This is a genomic window from Mesorhizobium sp. M3A.F.Ca.ET.175.01.1.1, assembly GCF_004791945.1.
Taxonomy (GTDB): domain Bacteria; phylum Pseudomonadota; class Alphaproteobacteria; order Rhizobiales; family Rhizobiaceae; genus Mesorhizobium.
Map to the genome: position 1 here is coordinate 611,237 of NZ_SRTP01000001.1, position 24,483 is coordinate 635,719.

A 24,483-nucleotide genomic window follows, 5' to 3' on the forward strand; every position below is an offset into this window, starting at 1 on the left:
TCGTGCAACGCCGCTACTGCATGTCGCGTAAAACCGTGCAGCGGTTTGCGAAAACGACAGTGCATAAGAACAAAGACCTGAAGCGCGTCGCCTGGATCCGTTTCAACGCGACGCGCTCTAGTGGTTGTAGCCGATGGCGGCGCCTTCAGCCACCCGTCTGCGTACCAGTCTTGGCGGCGGCAAAGAGAGCGACGGCGTTGGTTATGCTCTGTGCCGCCTTGCCGCGCCAGTCCGCACTCAGGAGTTGCGCCTCGTCCTTGGTGTTGGAGAGGTAGCCGAGTTCGACCAGCACCGAAGGTACGTCGGGCGCCTTGAGCACCTTGAAGCCGGCCGAGCGTTGCGGATTGTTGATGAGACCGACGCTGGTCGACAACTGCCCGACCAAAGTGTGGGCAAAGCTCATCGAGAAGCTGTGGGTCTCGCGGCGGATCAGGTCGATCAGAATGTCCGTGACTTCCTTGTTGTCGTCCTTGATCACCAAGCCTGCGAACTGGTCCGACAGATTTTCGCGATCGGCCAGCGCCTGCGCTTCCGGGTCGGAGGCTTTGTCCGACAGCGTATAGACGGTGGCGCCACGGATGCCACGGACGTTGATGGTATCGGCGTGGATCGAGATCAGCAGGTCGGCCTCGTGCTGGCGGGCGATGCGCACCCGATCGTCCAGCGTCAGGTACTCGTCCTTGTCGCGCGTCATGAACACGTCGTAGCTCCCGACCGCGGCGAGCTTGTCGCGCAACTCGGTGGCGAAGGCGAGCGTGACGTTCTTCTCGACTGTGCCGCCGGCGCTTTCCGCGCCGCCGTCCACGCCACCATGGCCGGGATCGATGACGATCGTGAAACGGTGGCCAGGCGCGGAGACCGGCCCTGTGCCGACCCTGGCGCCCTTGTCGGTGGAAACGGTCGAACCGGTCGTCAACGACTGGTTGGCCAAGGCTTCGTCGAATTCCCGCTCCGAGGCAGCCGACATGTCGATGGCGATGCGATAGCCGCTGCCCTCGTCATTCTTGAGCACGTCGAGCTTGTCGACCGCAAACGGCCCCTTGCCAGTCAGGATCAGCCGCGAGCCCTGTCCCTGGTCGCCGTAGCGCACGGCCCGCACCAGCCCGCGCGGCCTGGTGTCCTTGGCGATGACGGCGAAGCGCGTCCGTGGCAGGTCGATGACGAGGCGATTGGGCCCGCGCAGCAGGAACCATTTGACTTCGGGCTCGCGGTCGAAAGCTACCACGATGCGCATCTTGGTGGCATCGCCCGCCATCTTGTAGCTGGTTGCGGCAAGCAAGGCATCGGCTCGTGAGACATCTGCAAGACCAAGCAGCGTCGTCAGCAGGAAAAGCAGCCATGCCAGGTGCGGGAGGTGCCTGACAGCGCCACGCCACTTGTTTGCGGTGCCTGACGGTCCCATCTCTTTGCAGTCGCTCCCGCTTTGGCGCCTTGCGCCGGATCGTTTCGGAGATGCGCCGTCTCAGGCAGACAACTCGATTAACAATTGGTATCCAGAGAAGGTTAACCAACCCTTTTCTCGCACGCTGGAGGGCAACCTTCCGCAGCGGAAGCGCATTTTGCCGGCAGCCGAAATCGGGGTTGCCTTCCACCCCGCCAAATCATAAAAGCGACATTGGATCACTGCAATCCTGGAACCAACCCGCCCCCTGGTTTCCTGTCACAGGCAAGATGCTAAGGCGGCTCCTTCGCTTCCGGGCTTCAGTTGGTCGCGACGATTTTCGCAGGCGTGCTCCCGTGGCGGGGGAATCGCTTGCGTGAGGAAAACGGCCCGGGATGTCCCGCGCCGGCTCGTGTGAGCAAACAAGCTGGTCCGGCTTAACCCGGGCTTTGGTTCAATAGGTTCTGCTGGGTGCCGATGGCTTCAAGCGCAATCATGGAAAGGTCCGCATCGAACCGCGCCATAGTGGCTGCGGGCGGCACCGCCATTGCGTCGAAGCAGCGGCCGGCAGACATTCAATTGTCCGGCGTCCATAAAAATCCAGGCGCACAGCGGCGGGGCCTGCCTCGCCAGCTGCGGCTGTTGGCTGCCGGGAGGAAACGAAATAATGCCCAACAAGATGCTGATAGACGCCTCCCACCCGGAGGAAACACGCGTTGTTGTCGTTCGCGGTAACCGCATCGAAGAATTCGACTTTGAATCCCAGGACAAGAAGCAGCTCAAAGGAAATATCTACCTCGCCCGCGTAACCCGCGTCGAACCTTCCCTCCAGGCAGCCTTTGTCGAATATGGCGGCAACCGTCACGGGTTTCTTGCCTTCAGTGAAATTCACCCGGACTATTACCAGATCCCGGTCGCCGACCGTCAGGCCTTGCTGCGTGCCGAAGCGCAGGAGGCCGAGGACGAAGACGACGAGGAAGCCGAGAGCGGCGAAGAGCAGCAGGCGCGCGACCGCGGCGGCCGCCGCAACCGCCGGCGCGGCGGCAGGAACCGTGATCGCGGCGAGCAAAAGCGCGATGCTGCCGCCGGTTCCGACGAATCCAGCGAAAGTGCCGAAGAAACAACGCCGGCAAGCGCTGAGACCGTCAGCGAGGGCGGCGACGCTGGCGATGCCCTGACGGAAATCACCGAAGAAGGCTCTTCGCTTGTCGAAGCCGCGGCCGAGGCGGCCGATGAACAGGACAGCACCGGCGCCGAACCTGTCGCGACCGCAGAGACGGACGTCAGTCCCGAAAGCGGGGATGAGGAGTCTTCCGAGCGCGGCCCAACCTCCATTGCGGCCAGCGTCGATGCCGACGTGATTTCCGAAGCGGTGCCGCAGGCCGAGTCCGCCACCGAAACCGCTCCTGCCGACGAAGCCGCCTCCAGCGACAACGATCGCGGCATGGTCGAAGAGGTCCAGTCCTCGCATTCGGACGAGCACGAGATCGAATCCGTTGGCGCCGAGGACGCTCTGGAAGAGGTGCGCAACCGCCGCAAGCCGGTTCGCCGCCAGTACAAGATCCAGGAAGTCATCAAGCGCCGGCAGATCCTGCTGGTGCAGGTCGTAAAGGAAGAGCGCGGCAACAAGGGCGCGGCGCTTACCACCTACCTTTCGCTCGCCGGCCGCTATTCGGTGCTGATGCCGAACACGGCGCGCGGCGGCGGCATCTCGCGCAAGATCACCAATGCGCAGGACCGCAAGCGATTGAAGGAAGTTGTCGCCGATCTCGACGTGCCGCAGGGCATGGGCGTGATCCTGCGCACCGCTGGCGAAAGCCGCACCAAGGCCGAGATCAAGCGCGACTATGAATATCTGATGCGGCTGTGGGAGAACGTCCGCAACCTGACACTGCAGTCGACGGCCCCTGCCCTGGTCTATGAGGAAGGAAGCCTGATCAAGCGCTCGGTCCGCGACCTTTACAACAAGGATATCGACGAGATCCTGGTCTCCGGCGAGGACGGCTATCGCGAGGCCAAGGACTTCATGCGCATGCTGATGCCGAGCCACGCCAAGGTGGTTCAGCCCTTCCGCGACACCACCCCGATCTTCGTGCGCAACGGTATCGAGGCGCAACTCGATCGCATGCTGCAGCCGCAGGTGACGCTGAAGAGCGGCGGCTACATCATCATCAACCAGACCGAGGCGCTGGTTTCGATCGACGTCAACTCCGGCCGCTCCACCAAGGAGCATTCGATCGAAGACACCGCGCTCCACACCAATCTGGAGGCCGCCGAGGAAGTCGCGCGGCAACTCAGGTTGCGCGACCTCGCCGGCCTGATCGTCATCGATTTCATCGACATGGAGGAGAACCGCAACAACCGGTCCGTCGAGAAGCGCCTGAAGGACCACCTCAAGAACGACCGCGCACGCATCCAGGTCGGCCGCATCTCGCATTTCGGCCTGATGGAGATGTCGCGCCAGCGCATCCGCGCCAGCGTGCTGGAATCGACCATGAAGCCCTGTCCGCATTGCGGCGGCACCGGCCATGTCCGCTCCGATTCCTCGGTAGCGCTGATGGTGGTGAGGGCGATCGAGGAATTCCTGCTCAAGGATTCGCGCAGCCACATTACCGTGCGCACCCCGGCGGCGACCGCGCTCTATGTGCTCAACCACAAGCGAGCCAATCTCGTCGAACTCGAAGCCCGCTTCGGTTTGACCATCACGCTCGAAGCAGACGAAACCCTGGGATCCCAGCACTACGCGATTTTCCGCGGCGCCGTGGCCGAGAAGCCGGAAGGCTTTGTCGAGGTGCGCAGCCTGCCGACCTATGTCGAGCCGGAAGAGCCCGAGGACGAGATCGTCGTCGAGGAAGACGAGATGTCGGCCGAGGCCGAACAGCCGCGTCATCCGCAGCAGCACGGACAGCATGAGCAGAGGTCCGGCGAGGACGGGGACAACCGTGATCGCAAGCGCCGCAGGCGCCGCAGGCGGCGTGGCGGCAAGGATCGCGACCGCGAGCATCCAGCCCATGCGGATGCCGTGTCAGCGCCCGCGGCGGCAGACGACGGCACCCCGGTTGAGGTAGAGGCCGAAGCCGCACCGGAGGTGACAGCCGGTGGCGAAGCGGCAGCGGCTGACGATGCTTCCGGCAAAAAGCGCAGGCGCGGCAAGCGCGGCGGCAAGCGCAATCGTCAGGGCGAAGAATCGGTCGATGCCGTCGCCGGCGATCAGACGGAAGGCGCCGAGGACGAGGCGGCGGACGACAAGGTCGCAGCCTCCGCCGAACAGGCGGCAACTCCGGCGCCAGCCAATGACGATGCGCCCGACGCGGACAAAACGAAGAAGCCGCGCCGCGCCCCGAGGGCAAAGAAGGCTGCGGCGGCAGCGGTGGTCGATGCCGTGGCCGAGCCTGTCGCTGAAGTACCTGCCCCTGCGGCCGCCGAACCGGAACCGGTGCTTGCTGCTTCTGCCGCGGCGGAAGCTGAGGCTCCAGCGCATCCGACCCGGCGCAGGCCCCAGTCGATCGACGCGCCGGCGGTTCCCGTCGTCTCATCGAATGTGAGCGAGGAGGCCAAGGCCGAAGACAAGCCGAAGCGCGCCGGCTGGTGGCAGCGCAAGGGCTTTTTCTAAGCGTTACAGACGATTAGGCTGATCTGCTGAACAAAAATCCCGCGCCACCTGGCGCGGGATTTTTGTCTGGTTTCAGGTTCAGCGCTGAACGAATTCACTGCGACACACGCGAGTTCCAGGCTCAAGGTGCGAAGATCGACCAGTTCATCGTCCTGGCCAATTTCTCCAAGGCAATCGAGCCGAGCTGCGAATTGCCGTTGGCATTGAGGCCTGGCGACCACACCGCCAGCGACGCCACGCCCGGCACGATCCCCAATATGCCGCCGCCGACGCCGCTCTTTCCGGGAATGCCGACGCGAAAGGCGAAATCACCCGAACCGTCATAGTGACCGCAAGTCAGCATCAGCGCGCCGATGCGACGTGCGCGCTCGGTCGACACGACCGAATGCCCGGTCGCCGGGTTCCTGCCGCCATTGGCGAGGAAGCGGCCGGCCATCGCCAATTGACGGCAGCTCATTGCGATGGCGCAGTGATGGAAGTAGACGCCGAGCGCCAGCTCCGGCGCGTGATGGAGATTGCCGAAGGATTTCATGTAGTTGGCTAAGGCGAAGTTACGATAGCCGGTGGCTCTCTCGGAGGCTGCGACCTCGCGGTCGATGATGATGGTGTCGTCGTCGGCGAGGAACTGGACGAAGCGCAGAATCTCGCCGATGGCCTCGCGCGGCTGATGACCGGCGAGCAGTATGTCGGAAACGACGATGGCGCCGGCATTGATGAACGGATTGCGCGGAATGCCGTTCTCGTGCTCCAGTTGGACGATCGAATTGAACGGGTTGCCGGACGGTTCGCGTCCGACCCGCTGCCACAGCGCGTCGCCGACATTGCCGAGCGCCAGCGTCAGCGTGAACACTTTGGAGACGCTCTGGATCGAAAAGGGCTCATCGGCATCGCCGGCGACGAGGACGCGCCCTTCATTGGTCACGACGGCGATGCCGAACTTCTTCGGGTCGACCTTGCCGAGCTGAGGAATGTAGTTGGCGACCTCGCCGCGATCCGTGCGATCCGCCATTTCGGCGGCGACTTCGGCCAACGCCTGCTCGAGTTCCGGCATGAAGTCCCCGCTATTTCAGCCAGCGCTCGATGCGCGCGATCGCCTCGACCATGTCCTCGTGGCTGCCGGCATAGGAAAAGCGCATGGTGCGATGGCCCTGAAGCGGATCGAAATCGCGACCGGGCGTGGCTGCGACGTGCGCCTCGGCAAGCATCTTGCGGGCAAAGGCCATACTGTCATTGGTGTGGCGGGTGACGTCGCAGAAAGCGTAGAAGGCACCATCCATGGGCGCCGCCAGCGCGAAGCCGAGTTCCGGCAGGCGCTTCATCAGAAGATCGCGGTTCCAGGCATAGCGCGCCTTCACCGCTTCCAGCTCCGCCGTTGCCTTGAACGCCTCGATCGCCGCGAGCTGCGACAGTTCCGGCGGTGAGATGTAGAGGCTCTGAGCGATGCGCTCGACAGGGCGCACCAGTTCCTCGGGCAGCACCATCCAGCCGATGCGCCAGCCCGTCATGCAATAGTATTTCGAGAAGGAATTGATCGCCGTCACACCGGCGCCACAGGCCAAGGCCGTGACATCCGGCGCGGCATAGGCCAGCCGGTGGTAGATTTCGTCGGAGATCACCGCGATGCCGAGCTCCTCGGCCGTCTTCACCAACGCGGAAAGCACCTTGCCCGGGATGACCGCGCCAGTCGGGTTCGCGGGACTGGCAAAGAGCACGCCCTTGAGCGGTCTTTCGCTGTGCGCCTCCTTCAGGTGCCCGGGATGAAGGTAGGCGTCCGAGCCGAGCTCGATCTCGACAATCTCGATGCCGAGCGCGGCCATGATGTTGCGGTAGGCCGGATAGCCGGGTGCGGCGATCGCAACGCGGTCACCGGGATCGAACATGGCCAGGAAGGCAAGATTGAAGGCGGCCGACGAGCCTGTGGTCACCGCAATGCGGGCCGGGGCGACATCGATACCGTAATGCTCGCCATAGTGCGCGGCGATCGCCCTGCGCAGCTCCGCCAGGCCCAGTGCATCGGTGTAGCCGATGCGGCCATATTTGAGGGCCGCTGCCGCTGCTTCGCGCACGATGGCCGGCGCCGGGTCCGATGGCTGGCCCACCGCCATCGACACCACCGGCACGCCCGTCGCCTTAAGCCGGTTGGCTTCGGCCAGGATATCCATGGCGTGGAACGGCTCGACCTCGCCGCGGCGTGAAAGCGAAACGACCATCTGACCTCTCGTCCACCCTGCCCTTGTTGTCGCAATTCCGGCGGAAAGCCGCCGCGAACCGTGCCGGGACCGCCCAGCATCAGCGCAAGCGCCGCACAAATGCCCGATTGATGTGGGGATCACAAGCGCGCAGGAAGTTGCCGGCGCCGACTTTTCATCCTTCGCCCGCTCGTCTACCAGTGGAGCTGTCATGTTGAGCCGAGCCCGACCATCCGAAGCCAGATCGACCCTGGTAGGAACCGCACGCGCATTTGCGACACTGCTGCTTGCCGCCGCCGTCGCAATCTCAGGCTCGACCAACGCCTTTGCGCAGGGCGTCCCCGTCGTGCGCGATGCCGAAATCGAAGCGCTGGTGCGCGACTATGCCCGGCCGATCTTCAGGGCAGCCGGCCTTGCCAATGACGGCATCGACATCGTGCTCGTCAACGATCAGAGCTTCAATGCCTTCGTCACTGGCCGTCGCCTGTTCATCAATACCGGCGCCCTGATGACTGCCGAGACGCCGAACGAGATCATCGGCGTCATCGCGCACGAGGCCGGCCACATCGCCGGCGGCCACCAGCAGAAGCTGCGCGACCAGCTCGAACGCGCCAAGACGATGGCCATCCTCGCCACACTGCTCGGCGCCGGCGCCATCGTCGCCGGCGCGACCACCAACAGCCGCGGCCTCGCCGGCGCAGGCATGGGCGTAGCGGCGGGCAGCGGCGAGATGGCGCAGCGCAGCATCCTCGCCTATCAACGCGGCGAAGAAATCATCGCCGACCGCTCGGCAATCACCTATCTCAACGCCACCGGCCAGTCCGGGATGGGCATGCTCAAGACCTTTGCCCGCTTCCAGAGCGCCTTGTCGCTGGCCGGCACGCAGGTCGATCCGTATCGGATCAGCCACCCGATACCGCAGGAGCGCATCGCCAACCTGGAGGCGCTGGTCAAGCAGAGCCCCTATGTCGGCAAAGTCGACCCGCCGGCGCTGCAACAGCGGCACGACATGATGCGCATCAAGATCGCGGCCTACATGCAGGGCCAGGCCGCTGTGGCGCGGCTGATGCGCAAGTACCCGGGAAGCCTGGCCTCTCGCTATGGCGATGCACAGGTGACCTATCTCTACGGCAATCCTGGCGCGGCGCTGGTCAAAACCGCCGCACTGATCAAGGAACAGCCGAAGAACCCCTATTTTCAGGAGTTGCGCGGCGACATCCTAATGAAGGTCAACAAGCCTAAGGATGCCGCAGAGGCTTATGCCAAGGCAGTCAGCCTCGATCCGGCGCGGTCCGGGCTGCTGCAGGTTTCGCTCGGCCAGGCGCTGCTGGCCGTCGGCACGCCCGATTCGGCGAAGAAGGCCGTTACCCAGCTCAACAACGGCATTGGCCGCGACAAGGAAAACGCGGAGGCCTATCGTTATCTGGCGCAAGCCTATGGTGAGCAAGGCGATATATCGGCCGCCGATCTAGCGACGGCTGAGGGACATTTTTATTCCGGCGACTACAAGAACGCGAAAATCTTCGCCATGCGCGCTCAACAGAAGTTGAAACGCGGCGAACCGAGGTGGCTTCGTGCGCAGGATATCATAAACTACACGCCATCAAACAAACTGAAATGAAAGTCCCGGCAGCATGCGGCGACGAGACCCTGAACGGGACAGGCAGAAGGATCTGATCATGAACAAGGCAATCCTGCTCGGCAGCGCCGGCGTGGCGGTAGCGCTCGGCATGCTGGCATTCGGCTTCGTGGCAGGAAGCCCGCAGGCCGCCAAGGCCGACACCACACAAGCCATCCAGGTCGCGTCCGATGACACCAAGATCGACCGCAAGGAAGTCGAAGCGATCATCCGGGACTATCTGTTGAAGAACCCTGAGGTGCTGCTCGAGGTGCAGGACGCGCTCGAGGCCAAGCAGAAGGAAGAACAGCGGATCGCCGCGCTCGGCGTCATCAAGAACGCCAAGGACGAGATCTTCAATTCCACCTTCGACGGCGTCGTCGGCAATCCCAACGGCAAGATCACGATCGTCGAGTTCTATGACTATAATTGCGGCTTCTGCAAACGCGCCATCGAAGACATGCAGGCGCTGACCAAGGCCGATTCCGACCTGCGTTTCGTGCTCAAGGAATTCCCGATCCTGAGCCCGGATTCGCAGAAGGCCAGCATCGTCTCGATGGCCTTCCATCTGATGATGCCTGAGAAGTACGGCCAGTTCCACACCGCGCTGCTCGGCGGCCAGGGCCGCGCCACCGAACAGACCGCCATGAAGGTGGCGCTGTCGCTCGGTGCCGACGAGGCGAAATTGCGCGAGAAGATGAAGGATCCGAGCATCAACGAAGCGCTCTCGCGGACCTACGACCTCGCCACCAAGCTGTCGATCACTGGCACGCCGTCCTATGTTGTCGGCAACGAAGTGGTGTTCGGCGCGCTCGGGCAGCAGGTGCTCGCGGAGAAGATCGAGCAGGCCAAGAGCGCGCTCTGAGCAGCGGCGCGCCGCGGTTTTCCGGCAGTTGTGGACAGCGAAAGAACGCACTTGCGCTCTTTTCGCGGGCGGCTATGCCCATTATAGAGGCCCAGCGCGCCGGCTTGGAGCGGGCGCTGAAGAAGGTCGGCATCCTTGAAAACGATTTTCGTCCTGAACGGTCCCAATCTCAACATGCTCGGCAAGCGCGAGCCGGGGATCTATGGCGGCAAGACGCTCGCCGCGATCGCCGAAGATTGCAAGGCGGCAGGCGCGGCGCTCGGGCTGGAGATCGATTTCCGCCAGTCCAACCATGAGGGCGACCTCGTCGACTGGGTCCAGGAGGCCGGTGACAAGGCTGCCGGTATCGTCATCAACCCCGGCGCCTACAGCCACACCTCGATTGCCATCCACGACGCCATTCGCGCCGTCGCGCCGCTGCCGGTCGCCGAAGTCCATCTTTCCAATATTCACGCGCGGGAAGCTTTTCGCCACGTTTCCATGATCTCGCCGGTCGCCGTCGGCATGATCTGCGGGTTCGGGCCGCTCGGCTACACGCTCGCGCTGCAAGCGCTGGCGGCACGCCTGTGACCGGCCCCCAAACAGAAGGCTCGAACATGTCGATAAAGAAGAATGGTGTTGACCAGCAGCTGATCCGCGATCTGGCGGGCATACTGAACGACACCAACCTGACCGAGATCGAAGTCGAGCTCGGCGACCTGAAGGTGCGCGTGTCGCGCCAGGCCCAGGCCGTTCATGCGGTCGCAGCTCCGATGCCGGTTGCCGCGGCCCCGATGGCGGCTGCGGCGGCGCAGCCGGCAGCGGGCCCGGTCGGCGCAGCGGCTGCCGATCCCGGCAAGAACGCCGTGCCTTCGCCTATGGTCGGCACCGCCTATCTGGCGCCCTCGCCCGACGCAAAGGCGTTCATCGAGATCGGCCAGAAGGTCAAGGAAGGCCAGACGCTGCTCATCATCGAAGCGATGAAGACGATGAACCAGATCCCCTCGCCGCGCGCCGGCACGGTGACGGCGATCCTGATCGAGGATGCCCAGCCGGTAGAATACGGCATGCCGCTCGTGGTCATCGAGTAGAGCCGGGAACAGCGGGCAGATGTTCCAGAAGATCCTCATCGCCAATCGCGGCGAAATCGCCCTGCGGGTGCTGCGCGCCTGCAAGGAACTCGGCATCCAGACGGTGGTAGTCCATTCCACGGCGGATGCCGATGCCATGCATGTGCGGCTCGCCGACGAGAGCGTCTGCATCGGCCCGCCGCCGTCGCGCGAAAGCTATCTCAACATCCACCAGATCGTCGCCGCCTGCGAGATCACCGGCGCCGACGCAGTGCATCCGGGCTACGGCTTCCTGTCGGAAAACGCCAAGTTCTCCGATATTCTGGCTGCCCACAACATCACCTTCATCGGCCCGTCGGGCGACCACATCCGCGTCATGGGCGACAAGATCGAAGCCAAGCGAACGGCAAAGCGCCTCGGCATTCCGGTCGTGCCTGGTTCTGACGGCGCGATCAGCGATGACAAGGAAGCAAAACGCGTCGCGGCCGAGATCGGCTACCCCGTGATCATCAAGGCGTCGGCCGGCGGCGGCGGCCGCGGCATGAAGGTGGCGCGCACGGAAGCCGACCTCGAGATCGCGCTGCAGACGGCGAAGTCCGAAGCTGGTGCCGCCTTCGGCGACGACGCGGTGTACATCGAGAAATATCTTGAAAAGCCGCGCCACATCGAGTTGCAGGTGTTCGGCGACGGCGCCGGGCGGGGCGTGCATTTCGGCGAGCGCGACTGCTCGCTGCAGCGTCGCCACCAGAAGGTGTGGGAGGAGGCCAACTCGCCCGCGCTCAATGCGGAGGAGCGCTCGCGCATCGGTGGAATCTGCGCCACGGCGATTGCCGATCTTGGCTATTCCGGCGCCGGCACCATTGAATTTCTCTACGAGAATGGCGAATTCTATTTCATCGAGATGAATACTCGCCTGCAGGTGGAGCATCCGGTGACGGAAGCAATCACAGGCATTGACCTCGTCCACGAGCAGATCCGCGTCGCCTCGGGCGGCGGGCTGTCGGTGCGGCAGGAGGACATCAAGTTCAACGGCCACGCCATCGAGTGCCGCATCAACGCCGAGGATCCCCGCACCTTCACGCCCTCGCCCGGCACGATCACGCACTTCCATACGCCCGGCGGCCTCGGCATCCGCGTCGATTCCGGCGTCTATTCCGGCTACCGGATCCCGCCCTACTACGACAGCCTGATCGGCAAGCTGATCGTGCATGGCCGCAACCGGGTCGAATGCATGATGCGGCTGCGCCGCGCGCTCGACGAGTTCGTCGTCGACGGGATCAAGACGACGCTGCCGCTGTTCCGCGACCTCGTCGGCAACCCGGACATCGCCAATGGCGATTACGACATCCACTGGCTGGAAAAATATCTGGCCAAGGATGCATAGCACGGGGATGCGATGACCCGTCCCTACGCACCCGGCTATCGCATCCCGACCGACTTGCTGTTGAAAGCCTATGCCTCGGGGGTCTTCCCGATGGCCGAGAGCGCGACCGATCCGGAGGTGTTCTGGGTAAGGCCGGAGACGCGCGGCATCATCCCGCTCGATGGATTCCATACGCCGCGAAGCCTGAAGAAGACGATCCGCAAGCACCCATTCGACATCCGCTACGATTTCGATTTCGAGGCGACGATCGACGGTTGCGCCGAAAGGCGCGAGGAGCGCCGCTCGACATGGATCAACGGGCCGATCCGCGAAGCCTATGTCGAGCTCCACCGGCTGGGCCATTGCCATTCCGTCGAGGCATGGCGCGAGGAGCGTCTGGTCGGCGGGCTCTACGGCGTCTCGCTCGGCCGCGTCTTCTTCGGCGAAAGCATGTTCGCCAGGGAAACCGACGCCTCGAAGACCTGCCTCTATTATCTGGTGGAGCGGCTGAAGGCGCGCGGCTTCGCTCTGCTGGACACCCAGTTCACCACTGAGCACCTGAAGCGCTTCGGCGCCGTCGACGTGGCACGCGGCCAGTATGAGAAGATGCTGACCGAAGCATTGAAGGGCGAGGCCGTGTTCTTTCCCTGAGGGCGGAGCAGTCAGTCGTCGCTGGACGACTCCATCGGCGTCTGCGCATGAAACATCATCTTCCAGCCATTGACGCGGTGGACATAGCCGGTGCTGACCAGAGCGGCATAGGGTTCGCCATTCTCCCGCGTCGCGCGGGCCTCATAGGTCAGCATGACAATGTCGCTGCCTGGTTCGACCATGCCCTTCAATCTGATGTCGAGATCGCGCCAGCGCTTTGGTTTGCTTGCCGTCTTGGCCAATTCGGAATTGGTCAACGCCTGCGCCATCCCCGGAAAGGCGACCAGACACTCGCTGTCGGCGTTCGCCTCGTAGAAGTCCGAACCGCCGGTCCAGAAACCTTTCTCGAGCTCGAGGATTTCTTGCTTGTTGACGGTGATCAGCTTTGTCTTGCTCATCGCGGTCTCCTTCAACGCCTGTCGCCCGATTGGAACGGACCACAGGCGGGCAAGTTCCGAAATGATCAGTTGGTGTCGGTGCTGTCGGGCTCGCCCGTATTGATATCGCCCGAGTTGGTATCGCCGGTGTTCGCATCGCCGGTGCCCGTGTCGCCGTCTAGGGCTACGCCGGGTTCGGGCGCAGCTTCCGCCGGCTGCTCCTGCGCTGGCGGCTTCGGCTTGGCGGCTTCGGTCTTCGGCTTGGCCGTATCGGGCTTGGCTGTCTCAGCTTTGGCCGCTGTCGGCGGCGGCACATCCGACTTCTGCTTGCAGCCCTTCAGCCAGACGTCATAGACGGCATGCTCGACAGCGTTGAGGCCAGGGCTCTCCGCGAACATCCAGCCGGTGAAGATGCGGCGGATCTTGCGGTCGAGCGTGATCTCATCGACCTCGACGAAGGAATCGGTCTTCGGCTGCTCGGTTTCCGGGCGCGAATAGCAGACGCGCGGCGTCACCTGCAGGGCGCCGAACTGCACGGTCTCGTCAATATAGACGTCGAAGGTGATGATGCGGCCGGTGATCTTGTCGATGCCGGCGAATTCGGCCACCGGATTGGTGATGCGGTCGGCGGCCAAGGGCGCCGCGGGCGTCTGGGGGGCGCTGAAGACCACCGTTGATGTGGTCAGAATGGTCGCTGCCGCGATCAGTCCTGTCGAGATTCGGCACAGTGCCTCTGAGCGCAATCCCGGACGGAAAACCGCTACGCACTTTTCCTGGAATTGCTCAGCCTGGTTTTGGCGCAATTCCGGACGGAAAACCGCTACGCACTTTTCCTGGAATTGCTTCAGAAAGCTCATGCGAGGACACCGGTGGTTGCGCCCGGGTGATTCTGTCAATCGCCAAGGCTAGTCATGGCAGCGCTGTCGGCAAGCAGCTAAACGTCAATTGTGGCGACAAAGGACCCGAAACAGGTGCGGATTAGGATCCCGGCGTCCAGGCGTCGTAGTCGCCCGTCACCTGCGGGCGGTGCTGGTTGGTCAGCACGGAGCCCTTGGGGCGATAGGCAGCAGGAGTTCCGGTCAGGTTCGGCTGATGCGGCTTCTGCCACTCGCGCGCGCGGTATTCATCGCTCGAAGGCGGCACACTGACGCGATGATGAATCCAGCCATGCCAGCCTGGAGGGATCTTTGAGGCTTCTGAATAGTCGCGGTAGATGACCCAGCGGCGGGTACGGCCTTCCGAGTCGATGCCGCCTTCATAGTAGACGTTGCCGGCCTCGTCCTCGCCGACCTTCTTGCCGAAACGCCAGGTATGGAAGCGCGTGCCCAGCGTCTGGCTGTTCCACCAGGTGAAAAACTGCAGCAGGAAAGTTTTCATCCAGATCCTCGTGGCGGCAGCGGCTGCGCCTGTTTCCTGCTTATGGCGTCAGGTCACCGCGAAGGCAAGGGGGCTTGCCCCGGCGGCGATGTAAATGCTCCGTGCGCTAAATCGATACAGATTCGCGGCCGGTACGCAACCCGGCTTGCCAAGCGCTGCCCGTCTTCCTAAAGCTCGCTCGCCCGCAAGCGGGCACCGGCCCCATGCCGATTGAGGGAGGTGAGGATTGGCCCCAGAACGGTCCACCAGCAGCCGGATCGGCGCTGAAGACATACGCCGCCGCAAGGGCGGCGTGCCGATCGTCTGCCTCACCGCCTACACCTATCCGATCGCCCGCATGCTGGACCCGCATGTCGATCTGCTCTTGGTCGGCGACAGCGTTGCCATGGTGCTGCATGGCCATGCCACGACACTCGGCGCCTCGCTTGACCTGATGATCGCGCACGGACAAGCGGTGATGCGCGGCTCGGCCAGGGCCTGCGTCGTGGTCGACATGCCGGCGGGCAGCTACGAGAGCTCGGTGGCTGAGGCCGTAGCCGCGGCAAGGCGCATCGCCCGCGAAACCGGATGTCAGGCGGTCAAGCTGGAGGGCGGGGTCGAGATGGCCGGACAGATCGCCGCGATCGTCGCCGACGGCATCCCGGTGATGGGGCATATCGGCTTGCTGCCGCAATCGGTGGAAAAGGATGGCGGCTACAGGATCAAGGGCCGAACCGGGGAAAACATCGCCGCCCTATTCCGCGATGCCGAAGCGGTGGAGAAGGCCGGCGCCTTCGCGGTCGTGATCGAGGGCACGGTGGAGGCCGTAGCCTCCGATCTCTCCCGCCATATCTCGATCCCGACCATCGGCATCGGCGCCAGCCGCGATTGCGACGGCCAGATCCTGGTCATCGACGACATGATCGGCACGACGGTCGACCGCGTGCCGACGTTCGTCAAGGAGTATGCAAACCTGCGGGATGTCATTTCGGATGCGGCGTCTCGCTATGCAGCCGACGTGCGCAGCCGCGCATTTCCCGGATCGGATCACGTCTTTTCTGCATCAGACAAGGATAAGGCATGAGCGGACCGATCGTCGTCGACAGCATTGCGGCGCTTCGCACGCAGATCCGGGATTGGCGGCGGGACGGAGTGCGGATTGCCATGGTGCCGACCATGGGCGCCTTGCACGAGGGCCACATTTCGCTGGTCAGGATTGCGCTTCAACGCGCCGAGCGCTGTGTGGTCTCGATCTTCGTCAATCCCGCCCAGTTCGCGCCGACCGAGGATCTGGACAAATATCCGCGCCAACTGGCCCGCGATCTCGACCAACTGCGAGACGCGGGCGTGCATCTCGCGTTCACGCCGGGCGTGGCGGAAATGTACCCGGCCGGCTTCGCTACCAAGATTTCGGTCGGGGGCCCCTCGTCGGGCCTGGAAACCGATTTCAGGCCGGCCTTCTTCGATGGTGTTACGACGGTAGTGACCAAGCTTTTCCTGCAGGCGGCGCCCGATTGCGCTGTGTTCGGCGAGAAAGACTACCAGCAGCTTTGCGTCGTGCGGCAGCTTTGCCGCGATCTTGATCTGCCGGTTGAGATCATCGGCGGACCGACGGTGCGCGACGCCCAGGGTCTCGCGATGTCGTCGCGCAACGCCTATCTCAACGAGGCCGAACTCAACGTCGCGCGCAAGCTCAATGCGGTTCTGCGGCAGACCGCGGCGGCACTTGCCGCCGGCGCTGAGGAGACGGACGCCACGGGTGACGCTACGGATGCCCTAATCACGGCCGGTTTCCGAAAGGTCGACTACGTCGCGGCGCGGGAGGCGGTGACGCTTGCTCCCTGGCGTCGTGAACGCGAGGGCCGCCTGCTTGCAGCAGCCTGGCTCGGAACCACCAGGCTGATCGACAATGTAGAGATCCTCTCCGCCTGATCGGCGCTGCGCGACCTCGCCCAGCCTCCGGCTCTCTAGCCCAGCCGCTTCTCCAGTACGAGCGCGGGCATGCCTGAACCGCCGCCGCAGTCGGCAGTTTTGCCCGCGGGTTGGAAGCCGCTCGCCTCGTAGAAAGCGATGGCCGAAGCATTCGCCTCCTCGACTTCCACGCGTATTGTCCGTGCTTGCGGGAAGCTTAGCTCGACCTCGTCGAGCAATAAGCGGCCGATGCCCTGCCGCTGGCAATCCGGGTGCACATAGAGTTGGTGCAGCAGAACGATCTTCGGATCGGTGGTGGCCGAAGCGAAAGCCATGCCGCCGATCCGGCTGCCGTCGTCGGCCAGCAGAAATTCCGAATTGGGACGCATCAGCCGCGCCTGAAGCGAGGCGATCGAATGCCAGTCATCGGTGATTTCGGTGACCCGCTGGGCGCCGTAGATGGCATCATAGGTGGCGTGCCAGGTTTCTACCAGCAGTGCACGGACGGCGGCGAGATCGCGTTCACTGGCCGTCCGCACGAACATGCTAGCCCTCAATGCCGAGCTTGGTCTTGACCAACTCGTTCACCGCCTGCGGGTTCGCCTTGCCGCCAGTCGCTTTCATCACCTGGCCGACGAACCAGCCGGCCATGGTGGGCTTGGCGCGCGCCTGCTCGGCCTTGTCCGGATTGGCGGCGATGACATCGTCGACGGCCTTCTCGATGGCGCCGGTGTCGGTCACCTGCTTCATGCCGCGGCTTTCGACGAGTTGGCGCGGGTCGCCGCCTTCGGTCCAGACGATCTCGAACAGGTCCTTGGCGATCTTGCCGGAGATCGTACCTTCCTTGATCAAGTCGATAACGGCGCCGAGCTGATCCGGAGAAACCGGAGCATCTTCAATGTCTTTGCCGGCTTTGTTGAGAGCGCCCAGCAAGTCGTTGATGACCCAGTTGGCGGCAAGCTTGCCGTCGCGTCCGGCCGCCACCTTCTCGAAATAATCGGCGATCGGCTTCTCCGACACCAGCACCGAGGCGTCGTAGGTCGACAGGCCGAGAGAGCCGATCAGCCGCGCCTTCTTGTCGTCCGGCAATTCCGGCAAGTGTCGGGCCAGGTCTTCGACATAAGCTTCGTCGAATTCCAGCGGGAGCAGGTCGGGGTCCGGGAAATAGCGGTAGTCATGCGCCTCTTCCTTGGACCGCATCGAGCGCGTCTCGCCCTTGTTGGGATCGAACAGGCGCGTCTCCTGCTCGATTGATCCACCGTCTTCCAGGATGGCGATCTGCCGGCGTGCCTCGGATTCGATGGCCTGGCCGATGAAGCGGATCGAGTTGACATTCTTGATCTCGCAGCGCGTGCCGAACGCACCGCCGGGCCGGCGCACAGAGACATTGACGTCGGCGCGCAGCGAGCCTTCGTCCATATTGCCGTCGCAAGTACCGAGATAGCGCATGATGGTTCGCAGCTTGGTGACATAGGCTTTCGCCTCGTCGGCGGAACGAATGTCCGGCTTCGAGACGATCTCCATCAGGGCAACGCCCGACCGATTGAGGTCGACATAGGACATGGTCGGGTGCTGGTCGTGCATCGATTTGCCAGCGTCCTGCTCGAGATGCAGGCGCTCGATGCCGACCTCGATGTCCTCGAACTCGCCCTGCCGGTCCGGTCCGACGGAGACGATCACCTTGCCTTCGCCGACGATCGGCTGCTTGTACTGCGAGATCTGATAGCCCTGCGGCAGGTCCGGATAGAAATAGTTCTTCCGGTCGAACACCGACTTGTGGTGGATCGTGGCCTTCAGCCCGAGGCCGGTACGGATCGCCTGCCTGACGCATTCCTCGTTGATAACCGGAAGCATGCCCGGCATTGCGGCGTCGACGAGACTGACATTGGCGTTGGGCGCCGCGCCGAAAGAAGTCGATGCTCCGGAGAACAGCTTGGCTTCCGACGTCACCTGCGCATGCACTTCGAGGCCAATGATTACTTCCCAGTCGCCGGTGGCGCCGGGGATCAGGCGTTTTGCGTCGGGCGTGCGGGTATCGATGATGCTCATGGTGGTCCAGGTCTCGTGTCCGAATTGCCGCGCTTCTTGCGGCGCGGCCTGTCACCCGTTCGCTAGATCAATCGGCCCGGGCTGGCAAGGGAGTCGTCTCTTGACCGAGATCAAGGCATGCCGCTGTCGCCTTGGCGAAACTGACGACAAGGCAAGGAGAGCGACGGACATGAATTTTCTGGGTTATCTGCTTCCCACCGACGTCAGAGCCATCATTGATGGATCGAATGATGCAGTAGATGGGGCGTCGACCGGCAGTTGACGGTCGTCGCGGACCAAGTTGCCGTTACCAATCGCGCTGCCGACCGCTGTCACGCCTGCGGCCATCAGGCCGAATGCGCGACATGGCTCGACAGCCAAGAACAAGCAGACTCTCCCCCCCCGACTATTGCCGCAACGCCGATTTGATTGCGGCTCAGAAGGCAGCCGGCCCGCGCCAGCGCATATCCCCGGACGGCGGGCTGGTACAATAAAGCATCCTGGCCGCAGCCAGTGCATGCCGCCCAGAAGTGTGCAGCGGCTCCGGCAACGACATGCATAAAAACAAAGACTTAAAGCGCGTCGCCTGAATCCGTTTCAGCGCTTTAGGCTGTGGCGATGTAGGCCCGGATCTCCTCGGCCTCGCGCTCGACGTCCTCGATGCGCCGTTTGACCACGTCGCCGATCGAAACAATGCCGTCGAGCTGGCCGTCCTTTTCCACCGGTAGATGACGGAAGCGGCCTTTCGTCATGATCTCCATGACCTCATTGACCGTGTGGCTCTCGTTGCAGATCTTGACCTTCGGCGTCATGGCCGAACGCACTGCAATGTCGAGCGCGCCCTTCCCTTCCCTGGCGAGTACGCGCACGATGTCGCGCTCTGAAAGAATGCCGACGATCTTGCGGTCGCCATTGGTGATGACCAATGCACCGATCCTGTGTTCGGCGAGCATGCGAATGGCTTCGCTCAGCTTTTCGTTGGGCCCGAGCGTCAGCACGTCATGGCCCTTGTGTTCGAGAATTGCCTTAACCGTCATGGCGTCCTCCACTGCCTTGCTCGCCGGCTCCTGCCGTGACCAGCGTTTCAGCTCCAGCGCCCTTGGGAAGGCGCCGGGCGGCTTAAAGCGCGCCGTGGCGCGCTCCAAGCTCATTGTTTTGATGCATGTCGCTCTCCCAAAACCGCTGGCGCTTTCGGGCGACACGCATGGCAGTATCGTGCGCCGTGATCGGCTGCATTTCAAGTGCGCTACGGCGTTAACGCGCCGGCGGCGGACGGTCGAAAAAACGCAGACCGAAAAAGCCGGCAACGAAGCCGCCAATGTGGGCTTCCCAAGCGATCTGGCCCTCGATCCCCGGTGCAAAGCCGAGCAGGCCTGTGGCGAGATTGATCACCATCCAGACGCCCAGAAAGGTCATGACACCGCGCGAGCGCAGCACGATGGCAATCGGCAACGGCTCGCCGGCGAAGGCTGCCTTGCCGCTCGAGCGGTCGATGCGGAAGCCGTAGCGGGCGGCCGCTCCCATCATGCCGGAGATAGCGCCGGACGCGCCGACAAGCGGCGTCTGGCCAAGCGGATGCAGCCCCCAGAACAAGGCCACCGAGGCAAGGCCTGTCGCTGCGAAGAAGAGCGCAAACCGAAACGCGCCGAACCGGTTCGCCAGTGGCGACCCGAAGGCCGCCAGCCAGACCATGTTGATCAAGAGATGCGCCCAACTGCCATGCAGGAAGGCATAAGTGAACGGGCTGGAAAAGGCATAGAAGTCGAGGTCGAAGCGACCGGAATAGCGGATCGGAATGAAGGCCGCGCGAACGAGCAGGTCAAAATCCTGGTCGTCGGTGAGCAGATAGACCCGAACCAGATGGACAGCAACGCAGATCCCGATCACGGCCAGCACCGTCGCAGGCAGGTTGAACACCGGCTCGCGACGCGGTTCAGGGACCTCGGCTGGCTGCGGTTCGATTTCGGGAGGGCTGGCAGGTTCGCTCATGCGCCGTGGCAGTCGGTTGGAGCTCGATTCTGGCCGAGCATCTAGATCAGAGCGGATCGAATCACAAACCGCGAATCGCCACAGCCCTGAGTCGAAGGGGGCCGAATCGTAAACGATGCGAATCAAAAGAAAGCCGTCCAGGGTTTCCCCTGAACGGCCGGTCGAGTCCCCTATCCCCGAAAATCTCGACTGAAGTGCTGCCGATCGTCGCCAGGACGACCGTTTTTGGAGTGGTTTTGGTGTGCCACACGGCCCATTGGCATGCAATGTAAACCACTTGTTAACCTTAACCGCCCCGACCCGTGAACAAGCGTTAACGATACTGGCACGCATCCTGCTCCGCACCGCATGAAGGTCATCGGAGGGCGCCCTGTCTGTTCGCCGATGGGACAGCAAAGAGACAGATTGCGCGGAGCGGAATGGATATGAATCAGAACGGATCAATCACGCTGTTCCAATATTGGAACCAGCTGCGTGATGGCCGCCCTGCCCCGAAACGTTCGGAAGTGGAGCCGGCGGACATCAAGTCGCTTCTGGCCGATACATTCATCCTGGAGCGCGACACTCGAGGCGAAGCCGTGTTCCGGCTCGCCGGCACCAGGCTTTGCGCCTGTTACGGTCGCGAGCTCAAGGGATTTTCCTTTCCTTCACTATGGCGCGACAAGGATCAGCGGCTGGTGTCGCGGCTCATCCACGGCGTCTTCGACCAGAAGACCGCCCTGCTGCTAACCTACGAAGGATTCAGCAGAAATGGTCGCTCCAACAAATTCGAGCTGCTTGCTCTGCCTCTCGACGGCGGCGTCGAGAACCCGCGCTGCCTCGGGATCGTCAGCGCTGCGGAACGGCCCTTCTGGCTGGGCGCGGACCCGCTCGGCGATGCCCTGATCGATTCGATCCGGGTCATCGATCCCGACAAGGAACCGATGTTCCTGAAAAACCGGCCGGCAATCGAGGTGCCTTCGCTCGTGCCATCGGATTTCGATGTTCCCGAAACCATCTCGGCGCTTGGCCGGGCGCGCCGAATCCGCCACCTCGTCGTGCTCGACGGAGGCCGGGAGGAATAGGGCAGTCGCAACCCGCAGCGATGCCCCGGAGGAGACCAGATCGCGTCCAGTTCGAAGGCATATTTCAGGTCAGCCCCGGAAGGCCATCCGCGGCCCTGACGTTAAGTCGATCGTGGCCGGCTTTTCCGTTTGTTAACCTGCTTGGCTGTAGTTTTCGGGGGAGAATCCTCACAAGCTCGTGAGGAATGCCAACGGGGTGTAATCAGACATGAGGTCAGCGGCGGTAGATTACGCGCCGTCCCGGGCTGAACGGCGCAATTTCCAGCGCGTCCGGGTGAAGATCTACGGGCGTTTCATGCTGGAAGACCGCACGGAGCATCCCTGCCAGGTGATCGACATGTCGCCTGGCAATGTCGCCTTGCGCACCGAGCGCATCGGCATGCCTGGCGAGAAGGTGATCGCCTATATCGACCATATCGGGCGCATCGAAGGCATCGTCACGCGCACTTCGGCGGACGGTTTCGCGATGACCGTCATCGCTTCCGACCGCAAGAAAGACAAGCTCGCGGCGCAACTCACCTGGCTCGCCAACAAGCATGAGCTTGATCTGCCGGAAGACCGCCGTCACGAGCGCGTGGCGCCGCGCAATCCGATGAGCGTCTTGCAGCTTACCGACGGTCGCCAATATCAGTGCCGCATCATCGACCTGTCGCTGTCGGGGGCGGCGATCGAAATCGACGTCAAGCCGGCGCTTGGCGTTCAGGTGATGCTCGGAACGATGCGCGGCCAGGTGGTGCGTCATTTCGAGGATGGCGTCGCCATCGAGTTCGCGGTCATCCAGCGGCCTGAAACACTGGACTCCGAATTCAACACGCCGCGCGCCTGACGCGAACGCAACCGGGCAGAACCCAACCGGCCGCAATCGGCCGGTTTTTTGTTGCGTCATTCAGGACAAATCTGCAGCTTCTGCGCTTGCGCCGACCGCGTCTGCGGCCAAGCCCGGCGGGACCAGGTCTCAATGATTTCGCATCAAGATCGGTCAATTTTTATGCTTATTAGACCGGCGTTTTACTCAATGTCTACTTCGGGTCTTTGCGTCAAATAAATCCCATCGTGGCACAGTCTTCTCAAACGGGGAGACTACCAGAATGAGAATGACGAGGGGCAAGCTGTTGCTCTTGGCAATGGCGATGCAGCTTTTCGCCTGGGGGACGGCAAGCGCAGGACCGGTTTTCATGCATACGGGTGGCCGCACGACTCAACCGGTGGGACACTATGAATTCTGCCGGCGCATTCCTGCCGAATGCAACGAAAGGACCGCGAAGGGGCCGCCGGTCGAGCTGACGCGCAAGCTGTGGGCGACGATGATCAGCGTCAACAATTCCGTCAACACCCGGGTCAAGCCGCGCACGGATATGGAGATCTACGGCGTCGAGGAATACTGGGCCTATCCCGACAATGGCTTTGGCGACTGCGAGGACTATGCGCTGGAGAAGCGCCGCGAACTGATGGCTGCCGGTGTCCCCGCCGGCGACCTGCTGATGACGGTGGTGCGCCAGCCGAATGGCGACGGACACGCGGTGCTGACGATGCGCACCAGCCTCGGCGAGTTCGTGCTCGACAATCTCGAGCCCAAGGTGCTGGCCTGGAACAACACCGTCTACACCTATCTCAAACGTCAATCGACCGAGAATTCGGGCGTTTGGGTCACGATCAACGACGGCCGCGAGGATGCCGTCGCCAGCGTTCGCTAGGGTGCGACGAAAAAGCCCGGTCGAGTTCCCACCCTCCCCGTCCCCAACGACCGGGTTTTAGGAGCCGGCCCTGTCCCCGGGCCGGCTCCGCTTTTCTTCCCGAGGGTGCGCCGGACCGACAATGAACGGGCTCTTTATGGGTGAGCCCGACGGGAGCAGAATGAGCCCGTCCAATCCGTTGTCGGATCTTGCTTCATGCTGGAAATCCCTGACGATCGCTGCGAACGTCATCGCCTTTTCAAGGCCATAGACGACGCGTTCAAGACGGGCGATTTCGATGGGCTTGGCAGAGCGCTTGGCGGCTCCCCGCGCTGGTACGATGAGAGAATGCCGTTCGAGCTCGGCCTTGGCCATCCGCTCGAATATGCGGTCTACTGGAGCCCGCTCGCCTTCATCGCGACCTTGCTCGATGCCGGTTCGAACCCGAATTACGAGGATCATGCCGGCTTTCCGTCGATCATTGCGGCGCTGTCGACAGAGCGGCCGGACAAGCACGACATCGTCCGCATGCTGATCGACCATGGCGCGGATCCCAACATGCGCGGCGTGAACGACTGGACGCCCTTGCATTATGCGGTGTCGCTGCGCGACGCCGAGGCGATCCGCCTGCTCCTGGTATCGGGCGCGGATCCTTCGCTTAGAACTCGCATCGACGACTGTGCAACTGCGCTGCAAGGCGCTGACGAGGCGGGTTTTGAAGCCGGAGCGTCACTTCTGCGTGCGGCGATGAACGAGCGCAGTTCGGGTACTCTGAAGCGGCGTTCCCAGCGCGAGAGCTGAGCAGTGCGGACCTGCGTCAGACCGCCTTCAGCCCTGCCTTGAAGCGTTTGCCGTTGGCGACATAGTGGGCGGCCGAGCCGCGCAGCCGGGCGATCGCTGCAGCGTCCAGTTCCCTGACGACGCGCGCGGGCGAGCCGACAATCAGCGAATTGTCCGGGAAAACCTTTTTTTCGGTGACGAGAGCGCCGGCGCCGACCAGCGAATTGCTGCCGATCCTTGCCCCGTTGAGCACGATGGCGCCCATGCCGATCAGGCTGTTGTCGCCGATGGTGCAGCCATGCAGCAGAGCGCGATGGCCGATCGTGCAGCCCTGCCCGATCGTCAGAGCAAAGCCGGGATCGGTGTGCATGACCGTATGTTCCTGCACATTGGTGTCGGCGCCGATAATGATCGGCTCGTTGTCGCCCCGGATGACCGCACCGAACCAGAAGCCGGCGTTGCGACCAACCCTGACATCGCCGATCAACGTGGCGTCCGGCGCGATCCAGTTGGTTTCAACATCCTCGAATTGAGGCGCTCTGCCATCGATCGAATAGACCGGCATCTTCCGTCTCC

26 protein-coding genes and 1 pseudogene are annotated in these 24,483 nt (G+C 63.1%); 15 read left to right on the forward strand and 12 right to left on the reverse strand.

The window, feature by feature from the left end:
• Nucleotides 1-145 precede the first annotated feature (145 nt).
• A complete protein-coding gene (locus EN818_RS03055) occupies nt 146-1,402 on the reverse strand; it encodes an N-acetylmuramoyl-L-alanine amidase (RefSeq protein ID WP_095807327.1) in 1,257 nt (418 codons plus the stop codon).
• Between the two features lie 416 nt (nt 1,403-1,818).
• On the reverse strand, nt 1,819-1,956 hold the full coding sequence (locus tag EN818_RS32530) for a hypothetical protein (protein WP_165349842.1): 138 nt from the start codon (nt 1,954-1,956) through the stop codon (nt 1,819-1,821).
• 92 nt (nt 1,957-2,048) lie between these two features.
• On the opposite strand from EN818_RS32530, the gene EN818_RS03060 reads away from it, so the two are divergent.
• Nucleotides 2,049-4,994 (forward strand): ribonuclease E/G, encoded by a 2,946-nt coding sequence (locus EN818_RS03060; RefSeq protein WP_095807326.1) that lies wholly within the window; start codon nt 2,049-2,051, stop codon nt 4,992-4,994.
• A gap of 121 nt (nt 4,995-5,115) precedes the next feature.
• Here the strand turns inward: EN818_RS03060 and EN818_RS03065 are convergent, their stop codons facing one another.
• Both EN818_RS03065 and EN818_RS03070 read right to left on the reverse strand, forming a co-directional pair.
• A complete protein-coding gene (locus tag EN818_RS03065) occupies nt 5,116-6,045 on the reverse strand; it encodes a glutaminase (protein ID WP_095807325.1) in 930 nt (309 codons plus the stop codon).
• Between the two features lie 10 nt (nt 6,046-6,055).
• Nucleotides 6,056-7,204, reverse strand: a complete 1,149-nt coding sequence (locus EN818_RS03070; protein ID WP_095807324.1) for an aminotransferase class I/II-fold pyridoxal phosphate-dependent enzyme — start codon at nt 7,202-7,204, stop codon at nt 6,056-6,058.
• Between the two features lie 190 nt (nt 7,205-7,394).
• Here EN818_RS03070 and EN818_RS03075 point away from each other — a divergent pair, with 190 nt between their 5' ends.
• The 6 genes from EN818_RS03075 to aat all read left to right on the forward strand — a co-directional run bounded on the left by EN818_RS03075 (nt 7,395) and on the right by aat (nt 12,729).
• On the forward strand, nt 7,395-8,804 hold the full coding sequence (locus EN818_RS03075) for a M48 family metalloprotease (protein ID WP_095807323.1): 1,410 nt from the start codon (nt 7,395-7,397) through the stop codon (nt 8,802-8,804).
• A 58-nt stretch (nt 8,805-8,862) separates the two neighbouring features.
• Entirely contained in the window at nt 8,863-9,666 is an 804-nt protein-coding gene (locus EN818_RS03080; RefSeq protein WP_095807322.1) for a DsbA family protein, read from the forward strand.
• 135 nt (nt 9,667-9,801) lie between these two features.
• The gene (aroQ, locus tag EN818_RS03085; protein WP_095807321.1) at nt 9,802-10,236 is read left to right on the forward strand and encodes a type II 3-dehydroquinate dehydratase; all 435 of its coding nucleotides are present in this window, start codon (nt 9,802-9,804) and stop codon (nt 10,234-10,236) included.
• 26 nt (nt 10,237-10,262) lie between these two features.
• Nucleotides 10,263-10,736 carry an acetyl-CoA carboxylase biotin carboxyl carrier protein gene (gene accB / locus EN818_RS03090; protein WP_095807320.1) on the forward strand — a complete coding sequence of 158 codons (474 nt, stop codon included), beginning with the start codon at nt 10,263-10,265 and terminating at the stop codon, nt 10,734-10,736.
• A 19-nt stretch (nt 10,737-10,755) separates the two neighbouring features.
• On the forward strand, nt 10,756-12,099 hold the full coding sequence (gene accC, locus EN818_RS03095; protein ID WP_095807319.1) for an acetyl-CoA carboxylase biotin carboxylase subunit: 1,344 nt from the start codon (nt 10,756-10,758) through the stop codon (nt 12,097-12,099).
• A gap of 12 nt (nt 12,100-12,111) precedes the next feature.
• Nucleotides 12,112-12,729 (forward strand): leucyl/phenylalanyl-tRNA--protein transferase, encoded by a 618-nt coding sequence (aat, locus tag EN818_RS03100; RefSeq protein ID WP_095807318.1) that lies wholly within the window; start codon nt 12,112-12,114, stop codon nt 12,727-12,729.
• Between the two features lie 11 nt (nt 12,730-12,740).
• Here the strand turns inward: aat and EN818_RS03105 are convergent, their stop codons facing one another.
• From EN818_RS03105 to EN818_RS03115, 3 genes and pseudogenes are all read right to left on the reverse strand, one after another.
• The gene (locus EN818_RS03105) at nt 12,741-13,127 is read right to left on the reverse strand and encodes a hypothetical protein (RefSeq protein ID WP_095807493.1); all 387 of its coding nucleotides are present in this window, start codon (nt 13,125-13,127) and stop codon (nt 12,741-12,743) included.
• Nucleotides 13,128-13,345: 218 nt separating this feature from the next.
• Nucleotides 13,346-13,795, reverse strand: a pseudogene (locus tag EN818_RS03110) (DUF2155 domain-containing protein); the annotation flags it as partial.
• Between the two features lie 289 nt (nt 13,796-14,084).
• Entirely contained in the window at nt 14,085-14,483 is a 399-nt protein-coding gene (locus EN818_RS03115) for an NADH:ubiquinone oxidoreductase subunit NDUFA12 (protein ID WP_095807317.1), read from the reverse strand.
• A 226-nt stretch (nt 14,484-14,709) separates the two neighbouring features.
• On the opposite strand from EN818_RS03115, the gene panB reads away from it, so the two are divergent.
• Together panB and panC are read left to right on the forward strand one after the other, a co-directional pair.
• A complete protein-coding gene (panB, locus tag EN818_RS03120; protein ID WP_095807316.1) occupies nt 14,710-15,546 on the forward strand; it encodes a 3-methyl-2-oxobutanoate hydroxymethyltransferase in 837 nt (278 codons plus the stop codon).
• The gene (gene panC / locus EN818_RS03125) at nt 15,543-16,394 is read left to right on the forward strand and encodes a pantoate--beta-alanine ligase (RefSeq protein WP_095807315.1); all 852 of its coding nucleotides are present in this window, start codon (nt 15,543-15,545) and stop codon (nt 16,392-16,394) included. Before panB ends, panC begins: the two co-directional genes overlap by 4 nt.
• A 35-nt stretch (nt 16,395-16,429) precedes the next feature.
• On the opposite strand, the gene EN818_RS03130 is transcribed toward panC, so the two are convergent.
• Both EN818_RS03130 and gatB read right to left on the reverse strand, forming a co-directional pair.
• Nucleotides 16,430-16,918, reverse strand: a complete 489-nt coding sequence (locus tag EN818_RS03130) for a GNAT family N-acetyltransferase (RefSeq protein ID WP_095807314.1) — start codon at nt 16,916-16,918, stop codon at nt 16,430-16,432.
• A gap of 1 nt (nt 16,919) precedes the next feature.
• Nucleotides 16,920-18,422, reverse strand: coding sequence for an Asp-tRNA(Asn)/Glu-tRNA(Gln) amidotransferase subunit GatB (gene gatB, locus EN818_RS03135; protein WP_095807313.1), 1,503 nt, complete (start codon nt 18,420-18,422; stop codon nt 16,920-16,922).
• A gap of 100 nt (nt 18,423-18,522) precedes the next feature.
• On the opposite strand from gatB, the gene EN818_RS33490 reads away from it, so the two are divergent.
• Both EN818_RS33490 and EN818_RS33495 read left to right on the forward strand, forming a co-directional pair.
• Nucleotides 18,523-18,684, forward strand: a complete 162-nt coding sequence (locus EN818_RS33490) for a hypothetical protein (protein ID WP_245420410.1) — start codon at nt 18,523-18,525, stop codon at nt 18,682-18,684.
• Nucleotides 18,681-18,830, forward strand: coding sequence for a DUF6455 family protein (locus tag EN818_RS33495; protein ID WP_245454790.1), 150 nt, complete (start codon nt 18,681-18,683; stop codon nt 18,828-18,830). The genes EN818_RS33490 and EN818_RS33495 overlap by 4 nt, the downstream gene beginning before the upstream one ends.
• A 176-nt stretch (nt 18,831-19,006) precedes the next feature.
• Here the strand turns inward: EN818_RS33495 and EN818_RS03145 are convergent, their stop codons facing one another.
• Nucleotides 19,007-19,438, reverse strand: a complete 432-nt coding sequence (locus EN818_RS03145) for a CBS domain-containing protein (protein ID WP_095807492.1) — start codon at nt 19,436-19,438, stop codon at nt 19,007-19,009.
• A gap of 217 nt (nt 19,439-19,655) precedes the next feature.
• Entirely contained in the window at nt 19,656-20,390 is a 735-nt protein-coding gene (locus tag EN818_RS03150) for a rhomboid family intramembrane serine protease (protein ID WP_095807312.1), read from the reverse strand.
• A gap of 425 nt (nt 20,391-20,815) precedes the next feature.
• On the opposite strand from EN818_RS03150, the gene EN818_RS03155 reads away from it, so the two are divergent.
• The 4 genes from EN818_RS03155 to EN818_RS03170 all read left to right on the forward strand — a co-directional run bounded on the left by EN818_RS03155 (nt 20,816) and on the right by EN818_RS03170 (nt 23,928).
• Nucleotides 20,816-21,454, forward strand: a complete 639-nt coding sequence (locus EN818_RS03155) for a PAS domain-containing protein (RefSeq protein WP_095807491.1) — start codon at nt 20,816-20,818, stop codon at nt 21,452-21,454.
• A gap of 208 nt (nt 21,455-21,662) precedes the next feature.
• A complete protein-coding gene (locus EN818_RS03160) occupies nt 21,663-22,280 on the forward strand; it encodes a PilZ domain-containing protein (protein ID WP_095807311.1) in 618 nt (205 codons plus the stop codon).
• Nucleotides 22,281-22,542: 262 nt separating this feature from the next.
• A complete protein-coding gene (locus EN818_RS03165) occupies nt 22,543-23,148 on the forward strand; it encodes a transglutaminase-like cysteine peptidase (RefSeq protein WP_095807310.1) in 606 nt (201 codons plus the stop codon).
• A 195-nt stretch (nt 23,149-23,343) separates the two neighbouring features.
• Entirely contained in the window at nt 23,344-23,928 is a 585-nt protein-coding gene (locus EN818_RS03170) for an ankyrin repeat domain-containing protein (protein WP_095807309.1), read from the forward strand.
• Nucleotides 23,929-23,944: 16 nt separating this feature from the next.
• Here EN818_RS03170 and EN818_RS03175 read toward each other — a convergent pair whose 3' ends face one another.
• Nucleotides 23,945-24,472, reverse strand: a complete 528-nt coding sequence (locus tag EN818_RS03175) for a gamma carbonic anhydrase family protein (protein ID WP_095807308.1) — start codon at nt 24,470-24,472, stop codon at nt 23,945-23,947.
• Nucleotides 24,473-24,483 lie beyond the last annotated feature (11 nt).